This is a genomic window from Arthrobacter sp. SDR-2R, from assembly GCF_057747955.1.
The window spans coordinates 4,384,996-4,410,112 of record NZ_CM173231.1 but is presented as its reverse complement, the minus strand read 5'-3'; the positions used below and the strand labels follow the sequence as shown (position 1 = coordinate 4,410,112).

At 68.1% G+C, this 25,117-nt stretch carries 25 protein-coding genes; 17 read left to right on the top strand and 8 right to left on the bottom strand.

Features of this window, described 5'->3' with window-relative positions; all coding sequences use genetic code 11:
* Positions 1-23: 23 nt before the first annotated feature.
* The 3 genes from AC3ANU_RS20350 to AC3ANU_RS20340 are packed head-to-tail and all read left to right on the top strand — an operon-like array spanning position 24 to position 3,258.
* Positions 24-1,112: a hypothetical protein gene (locus AC3ANU_RS20350; protein WP_488315159.1), complete on the top strand. Its 1,089-nt coding sequence runs from the start codon at positions 24-26 to the stop codon at positions 1,110-1,112.
* Positions 1,106-2,485, top strand: coding sequence for a PIG-L family deacetylase (locus AC3ANU_RS20345; protein ID WP_488315158.1), 1,380 nt, complete (start codon positions 1,106-1,108; stop codon positions 2,483-2,485). The genes AC3ANU_RS20350 and AC3ANU_RS20345 overlap by 7 nt, the downstream gene beginning before the upstream one ends.
* Positions 2,482-3,258 (top strand): glycosyltransferase family 2 protein, encoded by a 777-nt coding sequence (locus tag AC3ANU_RS20340; RefSeq protein ID WP_488315157.1) that lies wholly within the window; start codon positions 2,482-2,484, stop codon positions 3,256-3,258. The genes AC3ANU_RS20345 and AC3ANU_RS20340 overlap by 4 nt, the downstream gene beginning before the upstream one ends.
* Positions 3,259-3,357: 99 nt before the next feature.
* Here AC3ANU_RS20340 and AC3ANU_RS20335 read toward each other — a convergent pair whose 3' ends face one another.
* The 5 genes from AC3ANU_RS20335 to AC3ANU_RS20315 all read right to left on the bottom strand — a co-directional run bounded on the left by AC3ANU_RS20335 (position 3,358) and on the right by AC3ANU_RS20315 (position 7,353).
* Positions 3,358-3,615 carry a hypothetical protein gene (locus tag AC3ANU_RS20335; RefSeq protein ID WP_018772209.1) on the bottom strand — a complete coding sequence of 86 codons (258 nt, stop codon included), beginning with the start codon at positions 3,613-3,615 and terminating at the stop codon, positions 3,358-3,360.
* Positions 3,616-3,939: 324 nt separating this feature from the next.
* The gene (locus tag AC3ANU_RS20330) at positions 3,940-5,169 is read right to left on the bottom strand and encodes a YihY/virulence factor BrkB family protein (protein ID WP_223993591.1); all 1,230 of its coding nucleotides are present in this window, start codon (positions 5,167-5,169) and stop codon (positions 3,940-3,942) included.
* 104 nt (positions 5,170-5,273) lie between these two features.
* Positions 5,274-5,936, bottom strand: a complete 663-nt coding sequence (locus tag AC3ANU_RS20325) for a DUF3618 domain-containing protein (protein ID WP_488315156.1) — start codon at positions 5,934-5,936, stop codon at positions 5,274-5,276.
* Positions 5,933-6,364, bottom strand: coding sequence for a phage holin family protein (locus AC3ANU_RS20320; protein WP_026265945.1), 432 nt, complete (start codon positions 6,362-6,364; stop codon positions 5,933-5,935). Before AC3ANU_RS20320 ends, AC3ANU_RS20325 begins: the two co-directional genes overlap by 4 nt.
* Positions 6,364-7,353 carry a hypothetical protein gene (locus AC3ANU_RS20315; protein WP_488315155.1) on the bottom strand — a complete coding sequence of 330 codons (990 nt, stop codon included), beginning with the start codon at positions 7,351-7,353 and terminating at the stop codon, positions 6,364-6,366. The genes AC3ANU_RS20320 and AC3ANU_RS20315 overlap by 1 nt, the downstream gene beginning before the upstream one ends.
* A gap of 187 nt (positions 7,354-7,540) precedes the next feature.
* On the opposite strand from AC3ANU_RS20315, the gene AC3ANU_RS20310 reads away from it, so the two are divergent.
* Positions 7,541-8,257: a hypothetical protein gene (locus tag AC3ANU_RS20310; protein WP_144601192.1), complete on the top strand. Its 717-nt coding sequence runs from the start codon at positions 7,541-7,543 to the stop codon at positions 8,255-8,257.
* Between the two features lie 56 nt (positions 8,258-8,313).
* On the opposite strand, the gene AC3ANU_RS20305 is transcribed toward AC3ANU_RS20310, so the two are convergent.
* Positions 8,314-9,354: an NAD-dependent epimerase/dehydratase family protein gene (locus AC3ANU_RS20305; RefSeq protein ID WP_488315154.1), complete on the bottom strand. Its 1,041-nt coding sequence runs from the start codon at positions 9,352-9,354 to the stop codon at positions 8,314-8,316.
* Positions 9,355-9,505: 151 nt separating this feature from the next.
* On the opposite strand from AC3ANU_RS20305, the gene AC3ANU_RS20300 reads away from it, so the two are divergent.
* From AC3ANU_RS20300 to AC3ANU_RS20250, 11 genes are all read left to right on the top strand, one after another.
* Positions 9,506-10,453: a sigma-70 family RNA polymerase sigma factor gene (locus AC3ANU_RS20300; RefSeq protein ID WP_488315153.1), complete on the top strand. Its 948-nt coding sequence runs from the start codon at positions 9,506-9,508 to the stop codon at positions 10,451-10,453.
* Positions 10,454-10,682: 229 nt separating this feature from the next.
* Positions 10,683-11,219, top strand: coding sequence for a D-glycero-alpha-D-manno-heptose-1,7-bisphosphate 7-phosphatase (locus AC3ANU_RS20295; RefSeq protein WP_018772192.1), 537 nt, complete (start codon positions 10,683-10,685; stop codon positions 11,217-11,219).
* Positions 11,219-12,307 (top strand): glycosyltransferase family 9 protein, encoded by a 1,089-nt coding sequence (locus AC3ANU_RS20290; RefSeq protein ID WP_488315152.1) that lies wholly within the window; start codon positions 11,219-11,221, stop codon positions 12,305-12,307. Before AC3ANU_RS20295 ends, AC3ANU_RS20290 begins: the two co-directional genes overlap by 1 nt.
* On the top strand, positions 12,304-13,338 hold the full coding sequence (locus AC3ANU_RS20285) for a glycosyltransferase (RefSeq protein ID WP_488315151.1): 1,035 nt from the start codon (positions 12,304-12,306) through the stop codon (positions 13,336-13,338). Before AC3ANU_RS20290 ends, AC3ANU_RS20285 begins: the two co-directional genes overlap by 4 nt.
* Positions 13,335-14,600, top strand: coding sequence for a glycosyltransferase (locus tag AC3ANU_RS20280; protein WP_488315150.1), 1,266 nt, complete (start codon positions 13,335-13,337; stop codon positions 14,598-14,600). The genes AC3ANU_RS20285 and AC3ANU_RS20280 overlap by 4 nt, the downstream gene beginning before the upstream one ends.
* The gene (locus AC3ANU_RS20275) at positions 14,597-15,307 is read left to right on the top strand and encodes a D-sedoheptulose-7-phosphate isomerase (protein ID WP_134165211.1); all 711 of its coding nucleotides are present in this window, start codon (positions 14,597-14,599) and stop codon (positions 15,305-15,307) included. Before AC3ANU_RS20280 ends, AC3ANU_RS20275 begins: the two co-directional genes overlap by 4 nt.
* Complete coding sequence (gene rfaE2, locus AC3ANU_RS20270; protein WP_488315149.1) at positions 15,304-16,719, top strand: D-glycero-beta-D-manno-heptose 1-phosphate adenylyltransferase; 1,416 nt, start codon at positions 15,304-15,306, stop codon at positions 16,717-16,719. Before AC3ANU_RS20275 ends, rfaE2 (AC3ANU_RS20270) begins: the two co-directional genes overlap by 4 nt.
* A gap of 44 nt (positions 16,720-16,763) precedes the next feature.
* Positions 16,764-17,480 carry an SDR family oxidoreductase gene (locus AC3ANU_RS20265; RefSeq protein WP_142069206.1) on the top strand — a complete coding sequence of 239 codons (717 nt, stop codon included), beginning with the start codon at positions 16,764-16,766 and terminating at the stop codon, positions 17,478-17,480.
* A gap of 95 nt (positions 17,481-17,575) precedes the next feature.
* Complete coding sequence (locus AC3ANU_RS20260) at positions 17,576-19,036, top strand: aldehyde dehydrogenase family protein (protein ID WP_488315148.1); 1,461 nt, start codon at positions 17,576-17,578, stop codon at positions 19,034-19,036.
* Positions 19,033-20,565 carry a D-glycero-beta-D-manno-heptose 1-phosphate adenylyltransferase gene (rfaE2, locus tag AC3ANU_RS20255; protein ID WP_018772200.1) on the top strand — a complete coding sequence of 511 codons (1,533 nt, stop codon included), beginning with the start codon at positions 19,033-19,035 and terminating at the stop codon, positions 20,563-20,565. Before AC3ANU_RS20260 ends, rfaE2 (AC3ANU_RS20255) begins: the two co-directional genes overlap by 4 nt.
* 32 nt (positions 20,566-20,597) lie before the next feature.
* The gene (locus tag AC3ANU_RS20250) at positions 20,598-21,509 is read left to right on the top strand and encodes a spermidine synthase (protein ID WP_018772201.1); all 912 of its coding nucleotides are present in this window, start codon (positions 20,598-20,600) and stop codon (positions 21,507-21,509) included.
* Here the strand turns inward: AC3ANU_RS20250 and AC3ANU_RS20245 are convergent.
* Positions 21,506-22,402: a LysR family transcriptional regulator gene (locus AC3ANU_RS20245; protein WP_018772202.1), complete on the bottom strand. Its 897-nt coding sequence runs from the start codon at positions 22,400-22,402 to the stop codon at positions 21,506-21,508. The two genes, AC3ANU_RS20250 and AC3ANU_RS20245, sit on opposite strands and share 4 nt — an antisense overlap.
* Before the next feature lie 127 nt (positions 22,403-22,529).
* On the opposite strand from AC3ANU_RS20245, the gene AC3ANU_RS20240 reads away from it, so the two are divergent.
* Together AC3ANU_RS20240 and AC3ANU_RS20235 are read left to right on the top strand one after the other, a co-directional pair.
* On the top strand, positions 22,530-23,909 hold the full coding sequence (locus AC3ANU_RS20240; RefSeq protein ID WP_018772203.1) for an MFS transporter: 1,380 nt from the start codon (positions 22,530-22,532) through the stop codon (positions 23,907-23,909).
* Positions 23,910-23,972: 63 nt separating this feature from the next.
* The gene (locus AC3ANU_RS20235) at positions 23,973-24,722 is read left to right on the top strand and encodes a 3-hydroxybutyrate dehydrogenase (RefSeq protein WP_018772204.1); all 750 of its coding nucleotides are present in this window, start codon (positions 23,973-23,975) and stop codon (positions 24,720-24,722) included.
* Positions 24,723-24,744: 22 nt separating this feature from the next.
* Here AC3ANU_RS20235 and AC3ANU_RS20230 read toward each other — a convergent pair whose 3' ends face one another.
* Positions 24,745-25,011 carry a hypothetical protein gene (locus tag AC3ANU_RS20230; RefSeq protein WP_018772205.1) on the bottom strand — a complete coding sequence of 89 codons (267 nt, stop codon included), beginning with the start codon at positions 25,009-25,011 and terminating at the stop codon, positions 24,745-24,747.
* Positions 25,012-25,117: the final 106 nt, after the last annotated feature.

The following is a 25,117-nucleotide window of genomic DNA, read 5'->3' as shown; positions in this document are numbered from 1 at the left end:
GGGCATCGTAGAGGGAGGGCTTTTTGCACGCGGCACCTGCTCCTGTACTCCTGGACTCCACGCCCGCAGATTTTTCGCCATGGGTTCCGCTGGTCGAATCCGTCGGCGCCGCAACGGGTGACGTCCCTGCCCTGCTGGCCCTTGCCGTCGAGGCCGGGCGGACGTGGCCGCTGCCCGGTGAGGGGCGGACCGCCGTGTTGTGGGAACTCCTGGCTTCCGTGGCTGCCACCGATGTGGCCGCGGCCCGGGTGCTTGAGCCGCACCTCGACGCCGTCGCCATTCTTGCCCAGGCTGCCCACGCAGCTGAGCCCGGACACCCGTTCCCGGACGGGAGCAGCGATGCCGCTTGGGGCGTCTTCGCCGCAGAGGCACCGGGTGCCCGGCTCGAAGCGCATTCCGCAGGTGCCGGCACCACCCTCAGCGGGTCCAAGCCGTGGTGTTCCCTCGCCGCGGCCCTGGACTGCGCGGTGGTCACCGCCCACACGGACGACGGCGGCAGGGCGGCCTTCGCGGTCAATCTTCGCCATCCCGGCGTGGCATGTGAGGAACCGGAGTGGATCGCGCGCGGGCTCCAGGAAATCCCCAGCGGAACAGTTCACTTCGACCAGGTCCCGGCGAGCCCCCTGGGTGGTACCGGCTGGTACCACAGCCGGCCTGGCTTCGCCTGGGGCGGGATAGGCGTGGCTGCCTGCTGGCTGGGGGGAGCAGTGGGCGTGGCACGGGACTTCCGCAACGGCTTGCTGGCAGGGGCCGAAGCGGGGCGGGAGCCCGACCAGGTGGCACTTGCGGCGCTCGGAGAGGTGGACCGCACGCTCTCGGCTGCCCTGCAGTATCTTGCCCGGACCGCAGCGGGCATCGATGCCGGCACCCTCGGCTCCGCCGGCAACCACAGCGCGTGGAGCGAAGCGCAGCGGGTCCGCGGAACTGTTGCGGCCGCCGTCGAACGCGTCCTTTCCCTGGTGGCTTCCAACCGGGGTCCAGGTCCGCTTGCCTTTGACGGGCCGTACGCCAAGAGGATGGCCGACCTGGCACTCTACGTCCGGCAGCATCACGGGGCACGGGATGATGCCCAATTGGGCCGGCTTGCGCTCAAGGGGGACTGCCCGTGGTGACCTTTTCGCACGCTGACCAGGGAACTGGCGAGGCCGCCTGGGCCGTGAGCGGCCTGGACGCAGCACCCGAGCTGCCGCTTGACCCCGCCGAACTGGCCGGCATGCGCTTCGTGGTCCTGGCGGCGCATCCGGATGACGAGACACTGGGGGCCGGTGGGCTGATGGCGTCCCTGGCGGCGCTGGGAGCCGAGGTGGACGTCCTGCTGTGCACGGCAGGGGAGGGGTCACACCCGGATTCGCCCACCACCTCCCCGGAACAGCTGGCCCACACCCGGCTGGCTGAATTCTCAGCGGCCCTGGCCGCACTGGGCCTGGCGGACCGCTGGGCATTCCTCGGGCTGCCGGACCGCGGACTTGGAGAGCATGCCGAAACCATCGCCAAGGCTGTCCGGGAGGCCGCCCGCCGGCTTCCCGGTGATCCCGACCGGCTGGCCCTCGTGGCACCGTACCGGGCCGACGGGCATGGTGACCACGATGCGCTCGGTGCAGCGGCGGCAGAAGTTGCGCGGCAGGACGGCCACGCGCTGCTGGAATACCCCATCTGGTTTTGGCACTGGGCCGCACCCCAGGTGCCGGAATGGCGGTCATGGCTGCGATTCCACCTGGATGAACCGGCCCGGGCGGCTAAAAGGCGGGCCATGGCGGAGCACGCAACACAGCTGCAGCCCCTGTCTCCGCTTCCCGGCGACGAAACACTCCTCAGCGGGCAATTCCTGGCGCACTTCTCACGCCCCTTTGAGGTCTTCGCCTGGACGCCGGCGCCCACTGCATCCGCGCAGGCGCATTCTAGCGATGACGCGGAACTGGTCTTCGACGGCGTGCATGGTGGCTCCACGGATCCCTGGAACTACACCGGGAGCTGGTACGAGCGGCGCAAGCGGGCGCTCACCCTTGCTGCCCTCCCGGAGGAATCCTATGAAAGCGGCCTGGAAGTGGGCTGCTCCATCGGGACGTTGACAGCCGGGTTGGCTGCCCGGTGCCGCAAGATGTTGGCGGTGGATGCCAGTGGAACCGCGGTCCACCGGGCCAGGCAGCACCTTGCAGGCTGCCCCGGGGTCCGGGTTGAACACTGCGTCGTCCCCGGGGCATGGCCGGGCGGAACTTTTGACCTTGTGGTGGTTTCGGAGGTTGGTTACTACCTGTCCGCGGGTGAGCTGGGCCAACTGTGGGACCGGATCGAAGCGTCCCTGAACCCGGGCGGAACCCTGCTCCTGTGCCACTGGCGGCATCCCATTGCAGGCTGGGAACTCGACGGCGACACCGTCCACGCGATGGCCCGGCAGCGTCTGGGCTGGCGGACCGCAGGACTGTACCAGGAACGGGACTTCGTATTGGAACTCATGGTGGCCCCCGGCCACAAAGCGTCGGCATGACGGTCACGGCTTCAGGGGGAAGCAGCGCTGCCAACAGCATCCGGCAAGTTGCGGTGGTGATTCCCGCGCACAACGAGGAGCAACACCTTAAGCGTGCGCTGACTGCAGCCCGTGACGCGGCAGACCAAGCCGAGTCGGACCTTACCGGCGTACGCGTGCAGGTGGTGGTTGTCCTGGACAGCTGCACGGATGGCTCCGCTGCGGTGGCGGCGGTCTTCGCTGCTGAGGACCCGCGGTACATGGTCCTGCCGGTGGACTTCCGGAGCGTGGGCAAGAGCAGGCAGGCAGGGGCCGAAGCCGCGCTGGAGAACGCAACCAGGCGTTCTCCTGCGGGTGGATCCACGGCAGGTTCTTCGCTGCGGCACGTTTGGCTGGCCAACACGGATGCCGATTCCTGCGTTCCGGAAAACTGGCTGGTGCGCCAACTGGAATTGGCCGCCGGGGGCGCCGACGTCGTCCTTGGATCTGTGGAGCCTGATGGCCACGGCATGCCCCACCACCTCGCTGCCCGATGGCATGCCCGGCATGTTCCAACGGAGAACCACCCCCACGTGTACGGTGCCAACCTTGGGGTGCGTGCCTCGTCCTACCTTGCGGCAGGCGGGTTTCCCGGGGTTGATTTCGATGAGGACCGGGCTCTGGTGGACCGGCTTCGCAGCAGCGGGGCGAGCATGGTTGCCACGGACACAACCCGGGTTCTCACCTCCGGAAGGACCGTGGGGCGGGCGCCGCGGGGGTTTGCCGCCTACCTCCTGGCACTGGCCCAGCCATAGCCGGGACCCTCAACGGCGGGGCAGCATGGGATGCAGAAAGGGCTGCTGCCTTCCGGCAACAGCCCTTTACGGTGCGGACGCAGGTTCCGCGTGCAGGCCTTATACCAAGTCCGGAGCGCTGGCTACGATGTAGTCCGCCGCGGCGGGTCCGGTCATGGAAAGGTTGTTGCTGTCCGGGTTGATCCCGGCATCGTGCATGGCTTCCCAAAGCGCAGCCGGCGGCTGCAGTTCAGCTTTGTGCAGGAGGCACCAGCTGGTGTAGAGGCCGTACAGCTCGTCGCGTCCCAGGCCCAGGCCTGGCTCCCTGTCCGCGACAACTGCTTCGGAAAGAAACTGTTCAAAATGGGTAGCAGGCATGTCCGCTCATAAGGGTTGACCGTGGTGCCGCCGTCTGCTTCAGCGGACCTGCCGGTCTCCAAAGGATCCCGGCGAGGTATTCAAGAAAGTATTGCAGTTCACTGCGCTTTGTCCAGTCAGGGCCTGACCCCCGGGGGGAGGCTGAGGGGGCCGACGGCGACTGGGGGGACTGGCCTCGGTCTCAGAAGAGGCCATCTCACCGCCGGCCCCGCATTGCCCCGGGCCGCATGCCACCCGGGAAACCTCAACAGGACCTCCAAGATGAATTTTCCTCCATCTTGAAGGTCCTGCCTAGTCCCTCTTCCGGTAGCCGGACCGCGCCCGCTACGCCTTCCCGCTTGGCCGGCCGTCGTCGTCGGACTCCCCGTTGCCAGCGCGGTGCTGTACCTTCTCGCGGACCCTGTCGCGGTGCCGCTCACCGTGTTGGCCGCCGTCCTGGCCATTGCCGGCAGGCTGCCCGTCCTGGCTGTCGGCGGAGCCGTTACCGCCGTTCTCCGAGGAGTACTTCTCCCGGAGTTCACGGCCGTGCTTGATGTCTTCCTCAATCTGCTGCTGCATCTTTTCGCTCTTTTTGGTATCCCGCGGGGGCAACTGGATGGTCTCCTCCGCCTTGATGCCGGCCTGGAGCTGGCGCCCCCGCTCGACTTCGGCGTCGAACTCAGCACCGAAGAGCAGGGACATGTTCAGGATCCAGAGCCAGAGCAGCATGATGATCACGCTGCCCAAGGCGCCGTAGGTCTTGTTGTAGTTGCCGAAGTTACCCACGTAGAAGCCGAAGCCCAGCGAGGCGATCAGGAACACGACCAGCGCGATTCCGGAGCCCATGCTCATCCAGCGGAACTTGGGCTGCTTGACGTTGGGCGTGGCGTAGTAGAGGACAGCAATGATGGCGATGATCAGGACGATCATGACGGGCCACTTGGCGATGTTCCAGACCATGAGGAACGGGCCGCTGAGGCCGATGAGCCCGCCCACGGCCTCGGAGACCGGCCCGCTGAGGACCAGCATGCCGGCCAACAGTGCCACGATGACCACGGCCAGGAGGGTGACGGCCAGCATGGTGCCACGGAGCTTCACGAAGGCGCGCCCTTCATCCACCTCGTAAACCCGGTTCATCGCCCGCCCAAAGGCGCCAACATAGCCGGATGCCGACCACAGGGCGGTGGCAAGGCCGATCACCAGGGTGAGCCCGGCCGCCGGGGCACTCGTCAGTTCCGAGACGGGACCGCTGATCGTATTGACGGTCTCGGCAGGAGCGAAGCCGCGCACGATTTCCAGCAAGGCATTAGTGGTCTTCTGGGGATCGCCAAAGAGGCCAAGAAGTGAGACCAGTGCCAGCAGGGCGGGGAACAGCGACAGGACCGCGTAGTAGGTCAGGGCTGCTGCCAGGTCGGGGCACTGGTCCTTGCTGAACTCCCGGAGGGTCTTCCTGGTGATGTATTTCCAGGACGGTTTGTCCAAGTCCCTCGGGCTGGTGGGTTTCCTTGCGTCGTTTGGATCCGGAGCCTGGCCCGCCTTGGCGGTACTGGTCTCGGAATCGTCGTGAGTGGCCATGGGGTGTCCTCTCAATCAGGGGCGAAACGAACAGGCCGGCCCGCGGAGTGGCGGTGCCGGCCTGCCGAACGAAACTATTGCCTTACGGTGCGGTGCTGGACTGATCAGGTGTTTTGGACGTGGTCTTTGGCGTCGGTGGCGCGGTCTTTGACGTCGGTTGCGGCTTGTTGGCCTTCGAGTTTGACGTTTTGGGCGGCGTCGGTGGCGGTGGCCCTGACGTTTTCCATGGCTTCCTGGGCTGGTTCCTTGAGGTCCTGGGCCATGGTTTTGGCGGCGTCGGTGACCTGGGTTGCCAGGGGCTGGGCTGCGGTTTTGAGCTGGTCCGCGGCTTCGCGTTCCTTCTGGCTTGCCGGGATCAGGGAGGAGACCAGGAGTCCGGCGCCGAAGGCGATCAGGCCGGCGGCGAGGGGGTTGCCGGCGGTTTTGGCTTTGACCTGGTCCGGGGCGGCGGAGACGGCGTGGCCGGCGTCGCTGAGTTTGGTCGAGACGGTGTCGCCTGCCTGGTGGAGGCTGTCGCCGGCGGTGTGCATGGCGTTGGTGGTGTGCCCGGCGCCGGTGGCGGTGGTGTCGTGGACCCTGGTGGTGGCGTTGTCTGCGGCGCCCATGATTTTTTCCTTGACGCCGGTGACGGCGTCTTTGACCTTGTCGGTTTGGCGGTGGACGATGTTGGACGGGGTGACCTTGTCTGCCACGGCGTCCACGTTGGTGCCCAGGCGTGCCCGGGTGGCTTCTATGTCTGCGCGGATGACGTCAGGGTTTTCGCTCATCGGTTTACCTCACCTGGTTTTAGGGTTGGGGGAATTTCTGAGAGGGTTTCCCCGGTTTGGGGCAGGCCTTTGATCTGCTTGAGTTCCTTGCGGCCGATGGAGGCCAGGACGGCGGCGATGATGGCCCAGATGACGGCGACGATCAGTGCGGACCAGCCCAGGGGCATGATGGCGCCCAGGGCCCACATCAGGGCCAGGGAGAGGAAGAGCAGGACGAAGTGTCCGCCGACGCCGGCGCCGGCGAGCATGCCGGCGCCTTTCCCTGCGCGGGAGGTGGATTGTTTGAGTTCGGCCTTGGCCAGTTCCACTTCCTGGCGCATCAGGGTGGACAGGTCCCGGGTCACGTCGCCCAGCAGCTCGCCCAGGGACGCGTTGTCGGCTTTCACATGCGCCGCACTCGGCGGCATTTCCGGAATCTGGCTACTCATTACAGGCCACCCGTCTGGCCGCCCCGGCTGCGGTCCTGCGTGAGGGGGTCGTTTGCCATGGGATCGTCGGCGAGTGCGCGGTCACGCAGCGGATCGTCCGAGAGCTGGTTTCCGGACCACGGTTCTTCCACCAGCTGCGGGCTGTCCAGGCCGCTGGCCGGCCCCGCTGCCTCCGGATAGCTGCTGCCCGGTGCACCGCCGTCGTAACCGGCCGTAGTGGTGGCCGGGCCGGGGAGCTGGACCGGAGGCGGAGGAACGGTCCCGCCGGCAACGGGGCTTGTCTGGTTGTACTGGCCACCGTAGGGGGTGCCGGAGTACTGGCCGGACAGGCCGGATGTCCTGGTGCCGGCAGAAGTGGATGAAGTGTCGGGGGCGCCTGCGGTGAGGCCGCGGGTGAGGCGTCCGGCAAGGACACCGGCGCCGGCGGCGAGGAGCAGGAACGTGCCGGGATTGTTGCGGGCGTACCGCTGGACCTCGTTCAGGAGGTCACCGGGTTCCCGGTTCTCCAGCCAGGACGCAATGGAGGAGGTCCGCTCGGCTGCCTGCCGGACAAGGTCGCTGGCCATGCCCTGCTGGTCCGGGGCGCTGGCCATGCTGTGCAGCTGGCTGGAAATGTTGCGGATGCCCTCGGCGGCCTTCTGCTGCTGCGTGCCGGCCTGGGTGGCCAGGCCCGACTTGGCCTGGTGGAGCAGGTCCTGGGCATTGAGCTTGGCCTCGTGGGCCACATTCGCGGCCTCGCCCTTGGCGGTCTCCGCTACATTCTGGGCGGATCCGGCAGCGGTCCGGGCCACATCGGCTGCTTCTTCCTTGGCAGCGTCTTTGCGCGAGGACGCAGAGGTGTCACCGGTGGTGGGGTAGCCGGTTCCGGCCTCGCCCGCGTATGGGCTGGCGGTTGACGGGAAGGTGGTGGCCTCCCGTTCACCGGGGATTCCTGTGCTGCCCGGAGGAGTCGTGTAAGCGGGGTCCTCGGGCCATTGGTTCTCTGTCATCTTCGCTCTCTCTTTCCAAGAAGGCCGGTTGTTGATCAAGAACCAGCAATACTGGCCGTAAAATGATAAGCATGGTTACTAATAAAAAGTAAGTACCCTTGCTAAGCGAGTTATAACCGTTCCAAAAATGTCAGCCGGAATGGCGAGGGCCTGCCCGGTCACAACGAAGTGGAAAGTGGTGGGAAACATGGATACAGCTCCATGGGTTTGGGTGATAGTTGCCATCGTTGTCATTGCACTGATCGTGGTGCTCCTTTTGGCCGGCGGAAAGCGCCGGAAGGCCCTCCAGCAGAAGCGGGACCAGGAGCACCGGGAAAAGGCGGCAGAGATCCGGCGTGAAGCCGAGAACATGGAAATCGACGCCCGCGAGAGGGAAGCCAAGGCCACCCGGGCACGCGCCGACGCCGAACAGGCACAGGTCGACGCGGCGCGCCTTCGGCAGGAAGCCGAGCAGCGGGCCCATGAGGCGCAGGCCCTGCGTGGCGACGTAGCCAGCCACACCCGGAAGGCGGACGAGCTCGATCCCGACGTCGGCCGGGATGGCCGGCGGGACCAGGCGGCGGGCCCAGACGGCCGCCAGGCGGAATACGGGAATGCCGGCCATGACGGGCGTGGACCTGCCGACGCTGGTGCCGGCCGGGCTACGGGCGGGGACGCGGGATACGTGGAGGGCCGACATGCCGACCTGCCACATGACGGCCGCGGCAGCCGCGGCACGATTGACGGCGGAAACGAGTCGGATATGCCGGTGGGCATGACTGGCGCCGAATCCGAGCGGAGGCGTCATCGCGATGAGACTGGCACCCCGGGAAATACGGGCACTTCGGAAAATCCAACTAGTTCGGAAAATCCAGACACCCCCACGGGACGTGATGCGCGCGGCAGGGAAAACCCGCGTATCTAAGGTCCGCAAGCGGCCGCAGGCGGCGGCCGCAGTGGTTGAGCCCGGGGTCTTAAGCGCTAGGGCCGCCGCGGCTTGAGGACGGGGGAAGGGCCAACGCCTTCCCCCGTTCCCATGCCAGCGAGGACTTCCTTGACGGCGTCTATTGATGACACCCGTGGTTCCCACCCCAGGATCCGTTGTGCGCGGCTGGTGTCCATGATGGGCGCGCCCGCCGCCATCTCCACCCATCCGGAATCCGTGGGCTGGATACGTGCCCGCCACGTCAAGTCCACCACGGCGTGAAGCAGCCGCATGGGGATGGGGAGGATCCTCTTGGCGCCCAGGATGCGGCCCAGTTCCTGCGGGGTCAAAACCGGCTCGGCGGCGATGTTGAAGGCTCCGCTGGCCCGCTGGTCCACCACCCGCCAGTAGGCCTCTGCCACGTCGTCCGCGTGCACGGCCTGGAAGACCAGGTTGTCCGGGACCGGCAGCAATGGAACCCAGGGTTTGCGGGGTACGAGCTGCGAAAGAACCCTTCCCAGGAAGTACCTGCCAATTTCACTCCCTGCGTTTCCCTGGAAGATGAGGGCCGGCCGCAGCCTGGCGACCGAAATCTCCGGTTCAGCGGCGGCGAACTGGTCAAGGAGCTTTTCCTGCTCGGCTTTGTGGCGGCTGTAATGCGATCCGGCCATCCCGGTGGCGGGCCAGGACTCGTCCCTGCGCCGGTCTTTGTCCGCCTTGCTGTAGGCGCCGACGGACGAGGCGCAGACAACCTGTTTGACGCCCATCTTTCCGGCAGCGTCGAGGACATTCCTGGTGCCTGTGACATTGGTGCGGTGCAGGAGGGGCAAATCGCGGTTCGGCTGGATCTGCCACGCCAGGTGGACGACGGAATCAACCCCTTCGAGCGCCTTCTCGAGCAGCGGCCTGTCCTGTTCCAGGCCCACGTCCAGGCTGTGCCACTGCACGCCGCTGTAGGGGTCCCGGGACGTGTCAGGCACCCTCCGGCTGATGCCAACCAACTGCAGGCTCCCGGGCTTTCGGGCGACGTGGCCCTGCAGGTTGCGCAGCAGTGCTGTTCCCGCGTTTCCGCTGGCCCCGGTGATGGCAATGCGCATGCCAACGACTCCTTTGCACGCTCGGACTGGTTGCGGGCCCTTCAGGACGAGCCTACAGCGGAGAAGCATTGTTTTATAAGCAACCTTATGATTTGCTGCTTCTAAGTCTTGCCGCAGGCTTTCGGAACCAGACCGAGGGAAACCAACACTCATGCCCGAATCCTTTGCCGCATTTGCCGTGGACGCTGCCCCTGTCCGCTGCCAACAGCCCGAACCGGCACAACAACCCACTCCTCCCGCAACCTCAGGACGGCTGCGGGAAACGTTTGAAAACGAACTGGTCCTCCGGTACCTGGACCTCGCCGAGGCTTTGGCCGCCCGTTTTGAGGCCCGCGGCCGGGAGCGGGCAGACCTGAACCAGGTGGCCTACCTTGGCCTGGTCAAAGCGGCCCGCGGCTTTGACCAGGCCAAGGGCGAGAGCTTTCCGGCCTACGCCGCGCCCACCATTACGGGCGAACTCAAGAGGTATCTCCGCGACCGGACCTGGGTTGTGCGCCCGCCACGCCACATCCAGGACCTGAGGACGCGGCTGTTCCGTGCAGAGCCGGAACTGACCCAATCCCTGGGCCGGAATCCCAGCGTCGCCGAACTGGCCAGCGAATTGGGAAGCGACCCGGCTGAGGTGCAGGAGGCCATCTCGGCATCCAGCAGCATGCACCCGGACTCCCTTGACGCCGCGAACCCCAACTCGGATGCCCCGTCCATCGGCGACGTCCTGGCAAGCCCCGAGACGCCCCTGGAACGGCTTGAGGAACTCGCCTGCCTGCGGGACGCCATGCAGGACCTGGATGACTCGGACCGGGAGCTTTTGTACCGGCGCTACTTCTGTGAGGAGACGCAGGTGCAGCTGGGGAAGCGGTTGGGGATGTCCCAGATGCAGGTGTCCCGCCGTTTGGCCAAGGTGCTGGTGGAACTGCAGCGGCGCCTGGAGGCCGGCGCCCAGTTCGGCGCGCCGGAGGATGCCGCCGGCAACGGGACCTCATCCCGGGTTGTGCCGGCAGGCCGGACAGCCAACCACCCCGCGCCTTTCCGCCGTGCCCGGAACGGGCACACCGGCGCAGGTGCCGGCCGCCGCTTCGGCGGTGCGGGGACCAGGTAAAGCCCGGCCTTCGACCGGACCCGCGCAGTCAACGGACGACGGCGGGTGGCGGCCGCGGAAGCACATCATCGCCGGCTGCCGGGAGGGGCTGCGAAGCGCCCCGGAGGGAGTGCCTGCAGCAACAGGCATCCTATCTTGCCTGTTCAGCCGCCGAAAGGAAACACGCTCCTGCGGCTGAAAGAGGCCGTGGCCCTGTTTAGGAGCATCAGCAGGAGGGAACTGTTTGGTCATGGGAAGCTCTGAAAGATCCAAGCTCCGCGCTGTCCTGTTCGACCGGGACGGAACCTTGGTGATCGATGTGCCCTACAACGGGGACCCCGGCAAAGTACGGCCAATGCCCGGCGCCAAGGCCGTGCTGGACAGCCTGCGGGCGGAGGGTATCGCCACCGGCGTGATCAGTAACCAGTCGGGCATTGCCCGCGGCCTGATCTCGGCCGGGGACGTGGCAAGAGTCAACGCCCGGGTGGAAGAACTGCTGGGACCTTTTGACGTGTGGGAAGTCTGCCCCCACGCGGAGCAGGACGGCTGTACATGCCGGAAACCCGCTCCGGGGATGGTCCACAGCGCCTGCCGCAAACTTGGCATCCATGCCTCGGAGGCCGCCCTGATTGGGGACATTGGCGCCGACGTCGGTGCTGCCGAAGCGGCCGGCGCCACCGGAGTCCTGGTTCCCACCCCCGTGACCCGTGCCGAGGAGGTGGCTGCGGCGCGGCTGGTTGCTTCCGACCTGGCGTCCGCCGTCGGCCTGCTGCAGGGGACGCCCTGATGGGGCGCGTCCTGGTGGCCCGGCTGGACAGCATGGGCGATGTGTTGCTGGCAGGTCCGGCCGTGCGGGCGGTAGCCAACGGCCGTGGCCAGTACGGCGGCAGCACCAACCACGTGGTGATGCTGTGCGGCAGGCAGGGTGAAGCTGCGGCCGCGATGCTCCCTGGCGCCGCTGAGGTGTACAGCTGGGACAGTCCCTGGATCATGAACCCGGCGCCCGGGATGACCGGGCCGCACGCCGACCGGCTGATCGAGTATGTCCGCAATTCCCGGATCACCGAAGCAGTCATCCTCACGTCCTTCCACCAGTCGCCGCTGCCGCTGGCCCTGTTGCTGCGGCTGGCAGGAGTGGAACGCATCACCGGCGCCTCCACTGACTACGCCGGCTCCCTGCTGGATGTCCGCCTCAAGCCGGGGGAGGACTTCCCCGAAGACCAGCCCGAGGCGGAGCGGGCACTGGGCATTGCCGAGGCCGCAGGTTTCCGACTTCCCGCGGGCGACGACGGGAAGCTGCGCGTGAAGTCCGGTCCGGACGTGACGGGCCTGGTGGGTGACGAACCGTACGTTGTGGTCCACCCCGGAGCCGCTGTTCCCGCCAGGGCGTGGCCCCCGCTGCACCATGCCGCCGCCGTCGAACTCCTCCAGGGTGCCGGGTACCGGGTGGTGGTGACCGGCGGACCCGGCGAGGAGTCGCTGACCGCCACGGTGGCCGGCCCCTCTGCGGTGGACCTCGGCGGGCGCACCGACCTGCCCACCATGGCCGCCGTCATGGCCGGAGCCGATGCGGTGGTCAGCGGGAACACCGGACCGGCCCACCTGGCAGCCTCGGTGGGCACACCCGTGGCGTGCCTGTTTTCCCCTGTGGTCCCGGCCATCCGGTGGGCGCCCTATGGCGTGCCCCTGGAACTCCTCGGGGACCAGAACGCACCCTGCCGTATGTCCCGCGCCCGGCTTTGCCCCGTCCCGGGCCACCCCTGCCTCGACTCCGTGTCACCGGAGGAAGTGGTGGCAGCGGTGGAACGCCTGATCAGCGGAGTGAGCTCCTTCAGCACCCATGTCAGCACCCGTAGAAAGGCCCGCAACAGATGAGAATCCTGCTCTGGCATGTCCACGGTTCCTGGACGGACGCCTTTGTCCGCGGCCGCCACGAGTACCTGCTTCCCGTCCTGCCCGGAGGCGGCGCATGGGGCCTGGGCCGCGCCGGCAGGGACTGGCCGGAATCAGTGCGGGAGGTGGACCTGGCGACGCTCCACCCTGACGCCGTGGACGCCGTCGTCCTCCAACGCCCGGAAGAGATCGATGAGGTGGTCCGAACCCTGGGCCGGATGCCCGGCGTCGACCTTCCGGCCGTGTTCGTGGAGCACAACACGCCCAAAGGCAACTTCCCGAACACCAGCCACCCGCTTGCGGACCAAACCAGCATCCCGGTGGTCCACGTCACCCACTTCAACCGCCTGGCCTGGGACAACGGCTCCGCTCCCACCACGGTGATCGAGCACGGAATCCCGGACCCTGGCCAGCTCTATACCGGTGAACTGCCGGAACTGGGGGTAGTGGTCAACGAACCGGTCCGCCGCGGCCGGGTCACAGGAACCGACCTGCTGCCGGCCTTCGCGTCGGTGGCGCCGCTGCAGGTGTTCGGCATGAAGACAGAGGGCCTGGCGGCAGCCACCGGAATCGAGGCTTCACGCGTGACGTCCCGGGGCGACCTGAAGACCCGGGACCTGCACCGGGAACTTGCCCGCTGCCGGGTCTACGTCCATCCCATGCGCTGGACCTCGCTGGGGCTGTCCCTCCTGGAAGCCATGCACCTGGGCATGCCGGTGGTGGTGCTTGCCACCACCGAGGCCCCACGTGCCGTGCCGCAGGAAGCCGGCGTGGTCTCGGCCGACGTCGACGAGCTGCTCCGTTGCGCGGCGCGGCTGGTGGCCAATCCGGATGAAGCCCGACGGCGGGGAGTTGCCGCCCGGGAGGCGGCACTCGAGCGTTACGGCCTGGGCAAGTTCCAGGACCGCTGGGATGAGCTCCTGGCGGACCTGCGGAACCATCCGCGGCACCCCGTTAACGAGCGGCCGGAAGAGCGGATCCTCGTTCCGGCGCGGGAGAGGAAGACACCATGAAGATCGCCATGATTTCTGAACACGCCAGTCCGCTGGCGGCACTGGGCGGGGTGGATGCAGGCGGGCAGAACGTACACGTTGCCGCGCTGTCCGAGGCCCTTGCCAAGCGCGGCCACCACGTCACCGTCTACACCCGCAGGGACGCAACGGAGCTTCCCGCACGGGTCCGGGTGGGGCGCCGGTTCGAAGTGGTCCACGTGGACGCCGGGCCCGCCCGCCACGTGCCCAAGGACCAGCTGCTGCCCTACATGGGCGACCTCGCGGACGGCGTGGCCAGGGACTGGGGGCATCGGCCGCCGGATGTGGTGCACGGCCACTTCTGGATGTCCGGCCTGGCAGCCCTGGAGGCGGCCAGGCGGCCCGATGCCGGATACCGCGTGCCCATGCTGCAAACGTTCCATGCGCTGGGCACCGTCAAGCGGAGGCACCAGGGCGCGGAGGACACCAGCCCGGAGGCACGCCGCTGGCTGGAACCCGGCGTGGGACGAGCTGCCGACCGGATCATCGCCACCTGCTCAGACGAAGTTTTCGAGCTCAAGGCCATGGGTATCGCCACCGGCAAGATCTCCATTGCACCCTGCGGCGTGGACCTGGGCTTCTTCTCTGCAGAGGGGCCGGTGGCAGCCAGGAAGCGCCGCTACCGGATCCTGTCTGTGGGGCGGCTGGTGCCACGCAAGGGTGTGGACCTGGTGATCCGTGCGCTCCCGTACCTCAAGGCGGCGGGATTCGACGACGTCGAACTCCTGATCGTGGGCGGGGGCGGCGACACGAACGTGATGCACGCCGACCCCGAAATCCGGCGCCTGCTGGACCTCGCCGCCGGGCTGGGCGTGTCTGAACACGTGACCCTGCAGGGGCAGGTGTCCCGCGCGGAGATGCCCGGCATCTTCCGCAGTGCCGATGCCGTGGTGTGCGCACCCTGGTATGAACCGTTTGGCATCGTGCCGCTGGAAGCCATGGCATGCGGCATTCCGGTAGTAGCAGCAGCCGTGGGCGGCCTCCGGGACACGGTGGTTGACCATGCCACGGGCCTGCACGTCCCGCCACGGGACCCCGAGGCCATCGCCTCGGCACTGTCACTGCTGCTGGAAAACCCCGCCCTCAGGACAAAACTCGGCCAGGCCGGGGAGCGGCGCGCACGCACCCGTTACTCCTGGGACCGGGTGGCAGCGGAAACCGAAAAGGCCTACCAGCTGGCCATGGCCGGTGCCCCGGCCAGCGTTTCGGCCGGGATCGTACCGATGGAAGGAGCCGCCCTGTGACTGCTGAATCGTCCCTGCGTGAAGCAGACCTCCGTACCCTGACCGCAGTACCGGCCCTGCCCGCTGTGCTCCCGGGCGCCACGTTCGTGGATGCCGCCAGCGCCGAGGCCGTCCGCACCCACCTGGACAACGTCATTCCGGCGCTTGATTCGCTCCGCAGCCAGTCGGGCCGGCTGGCTGCCTGGGGCGTGGAGCTGGCACAGCGCCTGCTGCGCGGCCAGCGGCTCCTGGCCGCGGGCAACGGCGGCTCAGCCGCGGAGGCGCAACACCTCACCGCCGAACTGGTGGGTCGGTTCGACAGCGAGCGGGTCCCGTTCTCCGCCATTTCCCTGCACGCGGAGTCATCGGCGGTCACCGCCATCGCCAACGACTACGGGTACGACGAAGTCTTTTCCCGGCAGGTCCGCGCGCATGGCCGCTCCGGTGACGTGCTGATGCTGCTGTCCACCAGCGGCAAGAGCCCCAACCTGCTGCGCGCCGCGGAAGCGGCCTCCCGGCTCAACGTGACCACCTGGGCGCTCACCGGCTCCGGCCCCAACCCGCTGGCGGACGTCTGCGACCAGGCCGTCATGATCGACGCCCTGAACGCCAACGCCCAGGAAGGGCACCTCATCGCTCTGCATGCCGTGTGCCGGGCCTTCGACCTTGAGGTTGCCCGGCACACCCCGTCAGTGGTCCCAGGGTTCCCCAGAGGTGGCCGGCCATGAGGATCGTCGTCGTGGGAGACGTGATGCTGGACGTCGACCTTTCCGGTGAGGCCACCCGGCTCAGCCCGGACGCCCCTGTTCCCGTGGTGGACGTTTCGGCTGTCCGCCGCCGCGCCGGCGGCGCAGGCCTGGTGGCGCGCATGCTGGCCCAGGACGGCTGGCCCGTCACGCTGGTGACGGTCCTTGGCAACGACGACGCCGGCAGCCAGTTGCGTGCGCAGCTGGCCGGCGTGCGGCTCGTCGCGGGCAGCAGCAGCTATCCCTCGCCCGTCAAGACCCGGGTCCGGGCGGGTTCCCATCCGGTGGTCCGCTTCGACCAGGGCTGTGAAAAGACGCCGGTCCCGGAGGTCAGCCCCGCCATGCTCCGCGCCGTGGAAAAAGCCGGCGTGGTGATCGTGGCGGACTACGGCCGGGGACTGGCAGCCAACCCGCAGCTGCGCGACGTGCTGGCCCGGCTCGCGGACAGGGTGCCGGTCATCTGGGACCCGCATCCCTCGGGGCCCGAACCTGTGCCCGGCGTAACCGTGGTGACCCCGAACATTTCCGAGGCCACCAAGGCGGTGCAGTCCGGTCCGGGGAAGGGCTCCGCCCAGGCGGATTCCGCAGACCCAGCCGCAGCCGTGGCAGGGGTCCTGCTGGAACGCTGGCGCAGCCAGGCGGTGCTGGTGACCAAAGGCGAGGAAGGGGCCGTACTGCTGCAGCGGGGCAGTACCGCCGCCCGTTCCGTTCCCGCGCCGAGGGTGGAGGCCGGCGATCCCTGCGGGGCAGGCGACCGGCTGGCAGCCAGCCTGGCGGTGCACCTCCTGGCCGGCCGCGGCCTGCCGGATGCGGCGGCCCTGGCGGTCCATGATGCCGCCGATTTCCTGGCCGCCGGAGGAGTGTCGGCCCTGCCCGATGCCGGTGGGGAAGATGCCGCCCCCGGACATCGCGGGCCGGCGCAGGCGCCCGGCCGGCGTACCACCGAACCACTGCTCCTGGCCCGTTCGGTCCGTGAAAACGGCGGAAAAGTGGTTGCCACCGGCGGCTGCTTCGACCTGATCCACGCCGGCCACGTCCGGTCACTCACCGCAGCCCGGGAGCTGGGGGACTGCCTGGTCGTGTGCCTCAACTCCGACGACTCGGTGCGCCGGCTCAAGGGGCCGGAGCGTCCCATCATCGGCCAGCATGACCGCGCCGAGCTGCTCCTGGCGATGGAATGCGTGGACGCCGTGATGGTCTTCGACGAGGACACACCGGAAGCCGTCCTGGACCGACTGCGTCCGGACATCTGGGTCAAGGGCGGCGACTACAAGGGCGCCCGCCTGCCCGAGACGGACCTGGTGGAAAGCTGGGGCGGCCGCTGCCTCACCGTCCCCTTCCACCCGGCCCGCTCCACCACCGGCCTGGCGGACGCACTCGCCAAGGTCAGCTGAACCGCCCTGCCCATCGACTCGTTTTCCCCATTGAAAGGAACACCATGACAGCAGAACCAACTGCAACCGCATCCACCAACCCCGGCCGCGTCCTGGTCACTGGAGGTGCCTCCGGACTGGGGGCCGCCGTCGTCGACGCCGTCCTCCGCTCAGGTGGCACCCCGGTGGTCCTGGACCGCGACATCAGCAGCGTCTCCGGGGTGAAGGCCTTCGAAGTGGACGTCGCTGACCGCGCTGCCGTGGAGAAGGCTGTCCTGGAAGCCGCCGAAACCCTGGGCGGCCTGGACGCCGTGGTCACCGCCGCCGGAATCGACCGCTGCGGCAAGCTCGCCGACGTCGAAGCCAACGAGTGGGAAAAGGTCATCGGCGTCAACCTGATGGGCACCGTTTCCGTGGTCCGCGCCGCCCTGCCCTACCTCAAGGAAACCCACGGCCGCGTAGTGACCGTGGCATCCACCCTGGGCAAGCGCGCCGTGGCTGATGCCACCGCGTACTGCGCCTCGAAGTTCGGCGTGGTGGGGTTCAGCCACGCACTGGCCGCGGAAACCGGCGGCGAAATCGGCGTCACCACCATGATCCCCGGCGGCATGAAGACCCGGTTCTTCGACGACCGCACCGAGCAGTACAAGCCCCAGGACGACTCCCGGCTCAACGACCCCGCCAACACCGCGCAGGCCATCCTGTTCGCACTCAACCAGCCCACCGGCTGCGAGGTGCGCGAGATGCTGATCTGCCACGAGGAAGAGGGCTCCTGGCCCTAAGCCGCCGCCGGCCACAACTACGCTGCCATCCGCAGTTTGCACAAGCGACATATCCAGCACCGACACATCCAGCACGGAAAGGCGGGAGGAACACCATGCCCACCACAGCCACCGAAACATCCGCAGGCCATGAGACAGTCCAGGGCTCCGGCATCACCATCCAGGACCCGCGAACCGGTGAAGTGCTTTGGACGGTGCCCGAAGCGGCGCCCGAGGCCATCAACCACGCCGTGGGTGTGGCCCGCAGCGGTGCAGCAGCGTGGGCCGCAACTGCACCGGCCGAACGGGGCGCCGCGCTGCGGGCAGCCGCCAAAGCCCTTGATGCAGCTGCGCGGGAGCTCGCGGGGCTGAACGCCAGCGAAACCGGCCGGCCGGAGGATGAGGCCCTGGCCGGCATCGCCGCCGGGGTTTCCACCCTGGAGCAGTACGCGGAACTTGGCCCGGTCCACCGTGGCCACAGCCTCCGCGGCAACCGGCTCGCCTCCGACTACACGCTGGCCGAACCGCGCGGCGTGGCCGTCCTGCTGACCCCCTGGAACGATCCGGTTGCCGTTGCCTGCGGGCTGATCGGCGCCGCGCTGGCCACGGGCAACACGGTCATCCACAAACCCAGCGAGCGGTGCCCGCGGCTTGGGGAGGCGCTGGGCGAAGTGCTGGCGCCGGCCTTCCCTGCCGGGGTATTCCAGACCCTCTCCGGTGGCGCAGGGGTGGGAGCGGCGCTGTCGCAGGCCGCCGTGGACGTCATAGCCCACGTGGGATCCAGCGCCTCAGGCGCCCGCATTGCCCAGGCCGGAGCCCTTACCGGCGCCCACGTCATCAGGGAAAACGGTGGCAACGACCCCCTGCTGGTGGACCGCGACGTGGATCCCGGGTGGGCTGCCCAGCAGGCAGCCATCGGAGCCTTCAGCAACAGCGGCCAGATCTGCACCTCCGTGGAACGGATCTACGTCCATAGGGACATTGCCGCCGAGTTCTGCAAAGCCCTGGAGGCCGAGGCAGCGCTCCGGAACAGCAGCAGCAGCGTGGCGCCGCTGGTGGACCTGCGGATGCGCGACGCCGTCCACGCCCACGTCGCCGAGGCCCTGGCCCAGGGCGCCCGCGCGGTGGAGGGCGGTGCCCTCCCGGCCGGCCCGGGTTCCTTCTACCCGGCCACCGTCCTGCTCGGCTGCACCGAAAGCATGCAGGTGATGGCGGAGGAAACGTTCGGCCCCGTGGCTCCGGTGCAGGTGGTGGACACGTTCGACGACGGCCTGCGCCTGGCGTGCAGCGGCAGGTATGGATTGGCGGCCACCGTCCTAAGCAGCAACATCGCGCACATCCAGCAGGCGGTGGCTGCGCTGCCCGTGGGAACGGTGAAGGTCAACGAGGTGTTCGGCGGCGCCCCCGGCGGAGCAGCCCAGCCGCGCGGCGAGAGCGGGGCCGGGTTCGGCTACGGGCCAGAGCTCCTGGACGAGTTCAGCCAGGTCAAGGTGGTGCACATCGCGGCCCCGCCGGCGGCCGGTTCCGGCGACGGCCCGGATACCATCATCAACACTGACGACCGGGACCTGCCGTGAACGCGTCCCCGGAATCCATCGACCTGTCCACCCAGCGGGCACTGTCCGACTGGCTCCCCGGCCGGCTCGCCGCGGAACATCCCTCCATCCTGGTCATCGGCGACGTGATGCTCGACGGCTGGTGGAGCGGCAGCATCGAACGGCTCTGCCGGGAAGCGCCCGCCCCCGTGGTGGACATCCAGTCCCGCGAATCGGTCCCGGGCGGCGCGGCCAACACCGCCATGAACCTGGCCGCCCTGGGAGCAAAGGTCTCGGTAGCCGGAATCATCGGCTCTGACGACGCCGGCGAAGACCTCCGTGCGCAGCTTGCCGCCGCCGGCATCGACGTCCGGCACCTGCACACCCACCCGGACATGGTCACCACCACCAAGATCCGGATCAGCAGCGGCGGCCAGGTGATGCTGCGCCTCGACGACTCGGCCGGCGCTGTCCCGGCCGACGCCCTGGCCGCGCTCGCCGCCTCGGTGCGTGCCGCCGTCGAACGCCAGGACGCCGTGCTGGTGTGCGACTACGGGACCGGCGTGGTGGCGGACCCTGTCCGCACGGAACTGGCGCGCGTCCTGGGACCTGACACCGCCGGCGAAAACCGTCCGCTTGTGGTGGTCGACGCCCATGATCCGCGCCCCTGGGCTGCCCTGCAGCCCCACCTGGTGACCCCGAACGCGCAGGAAACCGCCCGGCTCCTGGACCGGAAACTGCCGGAAGGGCAGGCGCGGGTGGAGGCGGTGTCCGCGGAGTCCGCGGCCCTGCTTCAGGCAACCGGCGCCCGGGCCGTGGTGGTCACCCTGGACCGGGACGGAACCGTGCTGTTGATGCCCGACGGCGTGCGGCACCGGACGTGGGCCCGGCCCGCCGCGGAGAAGCAGGCATCCGGGGCAGGGGACACCTTCGTGGCGGCCCTGACGCTTGCCCGTGCCGCCGGGCTGCCGCTGACCGCCAGCCTGGACCTGGCCCAGTCGGCCGCCGACGTGGTGGTCCACCAGCCCGGCACGTCTGTGTGCAGCACCGCCCAGCTCAGCCGGTACCTGGAGGCCTTCGCCGATACCGCCCTGAGTGCGGACGAACTGGAACGGCAGATGGAAATACACCGCGCCCAGGGCCAGCGGATCGTGCTGACCAACGGCTGCTTCGATGTGCTGCACAGCGGCCACACCAGGTACCTCAACCAGGCGAAACAGCTGGGCGACATCCTGGTGGTGGCACTGAACAGTGATGATTCGGTGCGCCGGCTCAAGGGCCCCGGCAGGCCCATCAACACCATGGCGGACCGTGCAGCCGTGGTGGCGGCCCTGAGCTGCGTGGACTATGTGACAGTGTTCGATACCCCCACGGCCACCCCGCTGATCCGCCGGCTCCGGCCCGAAGTCTATGCCAAGGGCGGGGACTACACGCCGGAAATGCTGGAGGAGACCCCGGCGGTGGAAGAGTACGGCGGCCGGATCGCCATTCTTGATTACGTGGCTGAACGGTCCACCACCGCCGTGGTGAAACGGATCCGCGACGGTGAAGGCGCAGTGCCTACCAACTAAGGTTGAAGCATGACTGAAGCGTGGCACGGGTAATGGCAAAACGCGGAAGGTCAGGGGGCCGGAACAGCATCCGTGCGGTTGCAGGCGTGGTGGAGGTGCCTGCGGGCTCCCGCCAGAGTGGTCCGGTGGAGGGTGTCTACTACATCGATACCGGTGACTGCGAGCTGGTGGCGGACCAGGACAACTCCACGGGCTGGCTCCTGAAGATCAACGGGGTCATGAGCTCGCACATCGACCTCGCCGATCCCCTGTTTTTGGACTTCGAGTACATGCGGTGGATGGCGGCGCTCATTGAATCCCGCTGGCCGCCGTCGGACGCATCGTCGGCAAAGCTGCGCGGGCTGCACCTGGGCGGCGGCGCCTGCTCCATGGCCCGCTACTTCGCCGCAGCCTACCCGGACGCCCGCCAGGTGGTGGTGGAACTGGACGGCAAGCTCGCGGAGCATGTCCGCAACTGGTTCGACCTTCCCAAGGCGCCTTTGCTCCGGATCCGGGTAGGGGAGGCCCGCGCCGTGACGGAGACCCTGACGGCCGGCACCCGGGACTTCATCATCCGCGACGTCTTCGCCGGCGCCCACACCCCGCGCCCGCTGACCACCGCCGAATTCAATGCGCACGTCAAACGGGTCCTGGCCCCGGGCGGCCTGTACGTGGCCAACTCCGGCGATGCCCCCGACCTCCGGAATGCGCGGGAGGACGCGGCCACCATTGCGGCAGCCTTCCGGCACACGGTGATCATTGCCGACCCCGCCATGCTGAAGGGCCGGCGCTACGGAAACATGGTGATGGCCGGCAGCGACTCGCCCATCGTGGACGACCCACAGCTGCGGCGCAGGCTCCTGGGCGGAGCCGTCCCGGCCCACCTCTGGGACGACGCCCAGGTCCGGGCGTTCGCCGCCGGAGCGGCAGTCCGCCACGACCCGCCGGCGCCCCCGGAAGCCTAAGCCCGGCCCAGGAGCGCTTCGCGGTAATCCGCCATCCGTTCCCGGAGGGCCTGCACCACCGCGGCAACCGCGGGCCGGCGCAGCGAATCCGGGCGCAGGACCAGCCAGTAGGGGAGCAGTTCGCCGATCTCGTCGGGCAGCAGCCGGACCAGGTCATCGTGCAGGTCCGCCATGAAGCACGGCAGGAACCCGACCCCCGCCCCGGCCCGGGTTGCCTCCACGTGCACGAACACGTTGGTGGAGGTGAGGCCGTCGCGCATGGCCGGAACCAGCCGCCGCGGCGCGTCAAGGTCATCCACCTGCAGCATTGAATCCACGAAATACACCAGCGGGTGCCCGTTGAGTTCAGCCACGGTGGCCGGTGTCCCGTGCTCCGCCAGGTAGGCGCGGGACGCGTACATTCCCAGCCGGTATTCACCCAGCCGGATGGCCTCCGCCCGGTGCACCTGCGGCTCGCCCACCACCACCTCGATGTCCAGGCCGGACCGCTGCTGCAGGGCACGGCGCGTCATGGTCACCACTTCCACGCTGAGGCCCGGATGGTCCCGGCGCAGGCGCGCCACCGCTGGGGCTGCAATGTAGGCGCTGAAGCCATCGGTGGCGGTCATGCGTACGACGCCGGTAATCGGGTCGGGTGCCTGGCCTGCCGGTCCCAGCGTGCCCAGCACCGCTTCCACCTGTTCCGCTGCCCGCACGGCCCGTTCGCCGAGCTCCGTCAGTTCCCAGCCGCCTGCTGCCCGGGACAATACCCGGCCGCCGAGCGCTTTCTCAAGGGCGGCGATCCTGCGGGACACCGTGGTGTGGTTCAAGCCCAGGGCCTGGGCCGCCGTCGTGAACCTGGCCGAGCGGGACACTGCCAGGAGGACCAGCAGGTCATCGGGGTTCGCATTCATATCTGCAATTGTGCACATGTTTCGTGCCGCTTTGGGCATTGAAGTGCCTGGTTTGTGCAGCAATACTCATCTGAGTCACTTGTGCTGGAGATCACAGCGCGTGTCAATGTGGACACTAGGAGAAACCATGAGCGTAGAGCAGCGCCCCGCCAACGAGGCCGGGCATGCACCCAAAGGATCAGGACTGAAGAAGATCGTCGCGGCCTCCATGGTGGGGACGGTGGTGGAGTGGTACGAGTTCTTCCTCTACGCCACCGCCGCCACCCTGGTCTTCGGCAAGTACTTCTTCCCCGCCACCGGAAACGAGCTCGACGGGATCATCCAGGCCTTCCTCACCTACGCCGTGGGCTTCATTGCACGCCCGCTGGGCGGCATCGTGTTCGGCCAGATCGGTGACAAGCTGGGCCGCAAGCCCACGCTGCAGCTCACCATCGTGATCATCGGCGTCTCCACGTTCCTGATGGGCTGCCTCCCCGGCTTCGCCGACATCGGGTACCTGGCCCCCGCACTGCTGGTGGCCCTGCGGTTCATCCAGGGCTTCGCGCTGGGCGGCGAATGGGGCGGAGCAGTCCTCCTCGTGGCAGAACACAGCCCCAACAAGACCCGCGCCTTCTGGTCCAGCTGGCCCCAGGCCGCCGTCCCGGTGGGCAACCTGCTGGCCACCCTGGTGCTGTACATCATGTCCACCACCCTCAGCAGCGAGGCTTTCCTTGGCTGGGGCTGGCGCGTGGCCTTCTGGCTCTCGGCCGTGATCGTCTTCGTGGGCTACTACATCCGTACCCACGTCAGTGAATCCCCCATCTTCCTCGAAGCCAAGGAACTGGTGGAAAAGGAACAGGCCGTCAGCTACGGCGTGTTCGAGGTGGTCCGCAAGTACCCCAAGGGCATCTTCCAGGCCATGGGCCTCCGGTTCGCGGAGAACATCATGTACTACCTGGTGGTCAGCTTCGCGATTGTCTACCTCAAGAGCGTGCACAAGTACGACACGTCATCACTGCTGCTGGCACTGCTGATCGCGCACGTCATCCACTTCGCCATCATCCCGCAGTACGGCCGCCTGGCGGACCGGATCGGCCGCAAGCCGGTCTACCTCGCCGGAGCCATCCTGGGTGCCACCTGGCCGTTCTTCGCCTTCCCCATGTTCGACACCCGGAACGCCGTGGTGATTGTCCTGGCCGTGACCATCGGACTGTGCCTGCACGGCCTCATGTACGCCGGCCAGCCGGCCATCATGGCCGAGATGTTCCCCACCCGCATGCGGTACTCCGGAGCCTCCCTGGGTTCCCAGGTCACGTCCATCTTCGCCGGCTCCCTGGCGCCGCTGCTGGCCACCCAGTGGCTCAAGGACACCGGCTCATGGGTGCCCACCGCCATCTACCTGGTGGTGGCCTGCGCCATCACAACCGTGGCCGTCCTGAGCCTGAAGGAAACCAAGGGCATTGCCCTGGAAGACGTGGACAAGGAAGACGCCGCCCGCGAGGGACTGCTCAGCCCCACGCACGGCTGACCTGGCCACCATTGGACCGATGGAACCCGCTGGACCGCGTAGGCGCACAAAAGGAGAACTGCAATGGAGGACACGTTGAATGGACGCAAGGCGCTGGTCACCGGCGGTGCCAGCGGAATCGGGGCGGCGTGCGTGCGCGCACTTGCCGCGCGGGGAGCGAAAGTGGTGGTGGCCGACGTCGACGCCGCCGCGGCGGCGACGCTCGCCGATGAGGTGGGCGGCACCGCGTGGGGCGTGGACCTGCTGGACGTTGACGCCCTGGCCACCCTCAGCCTGGACTGCGACATCCTGGTGAACAATGCCGGTATCCAGCGCATCAGCCCCATCGAGGACTTTGAGCCGGCAGATTTCCGCCGGCTCATCACCCTCATGCTGGAGGCGCCCTTCCTGCTGATCCGGGCGGCGCTGCCACACATGTACGCGAACAACTTCGGCCGCATCATCAACCTCTCGTCGGTGCACGGGATCCGGGCCTCCCCGTTCAAGAGCGCCTACGTTTCCGCCAAGCATGGCCTGGAAGGGCTGAGCAAGGTGACGGCGCTGGAAGGCGGGGCTCACGGGGTCACGTCCAACTGCATCAACCCCGGCTACGTGCGCACGCCCCTGGTGGAGTCGCAGATCGCCGACCAGGCCAAGGTTCACGGCATCCCCGAATCCGAGGTCCTGGCCAAGGTGATGCTCACCGAGGCGGCCATCAAGCGCCTGGTGGAGCCGGAAGAAGTGGCGTCCCTGGTGGCCTGGCTGGCTTCCGCGGACGCCGGAATGGTCACCGGCGCCAGCTACACCATGGATGGGGGCTGGTCCGCGCGGTAGCACCCGTCCGGCCCCGCGCCTCCTATTCCAGGGGTTTGACCAGCCGGTGGTCGAAGAAGAAGACGCCGTAGGTCGTCTTCACCCCCACCGAACGCCGGTCCCGCCACACGACGACCCCTTCGCGCCTGCCGCTGAAGGGGTCGTCGCCTATGACGGTGTCACCCACCCGGTAAGGGGACCGCGGACTGAAGGCCTCCAGCATCAGTCCCAGGACCTGTCCCAGCGCTTCACCCACGCTGACGGGCTGGCCCAGGCGGGAAAAATCCTGTGCGTAGTCGTCCCTGGCCATGTGACCAACTCCTCCAGGCGGCAGCCTGCCGCCCGCTAACGGTGCTGGTTGGCCGGACGCTCCCAGCGGAGGATGGTCCTCCCATTCCGGCCGCCACCGTACGCCC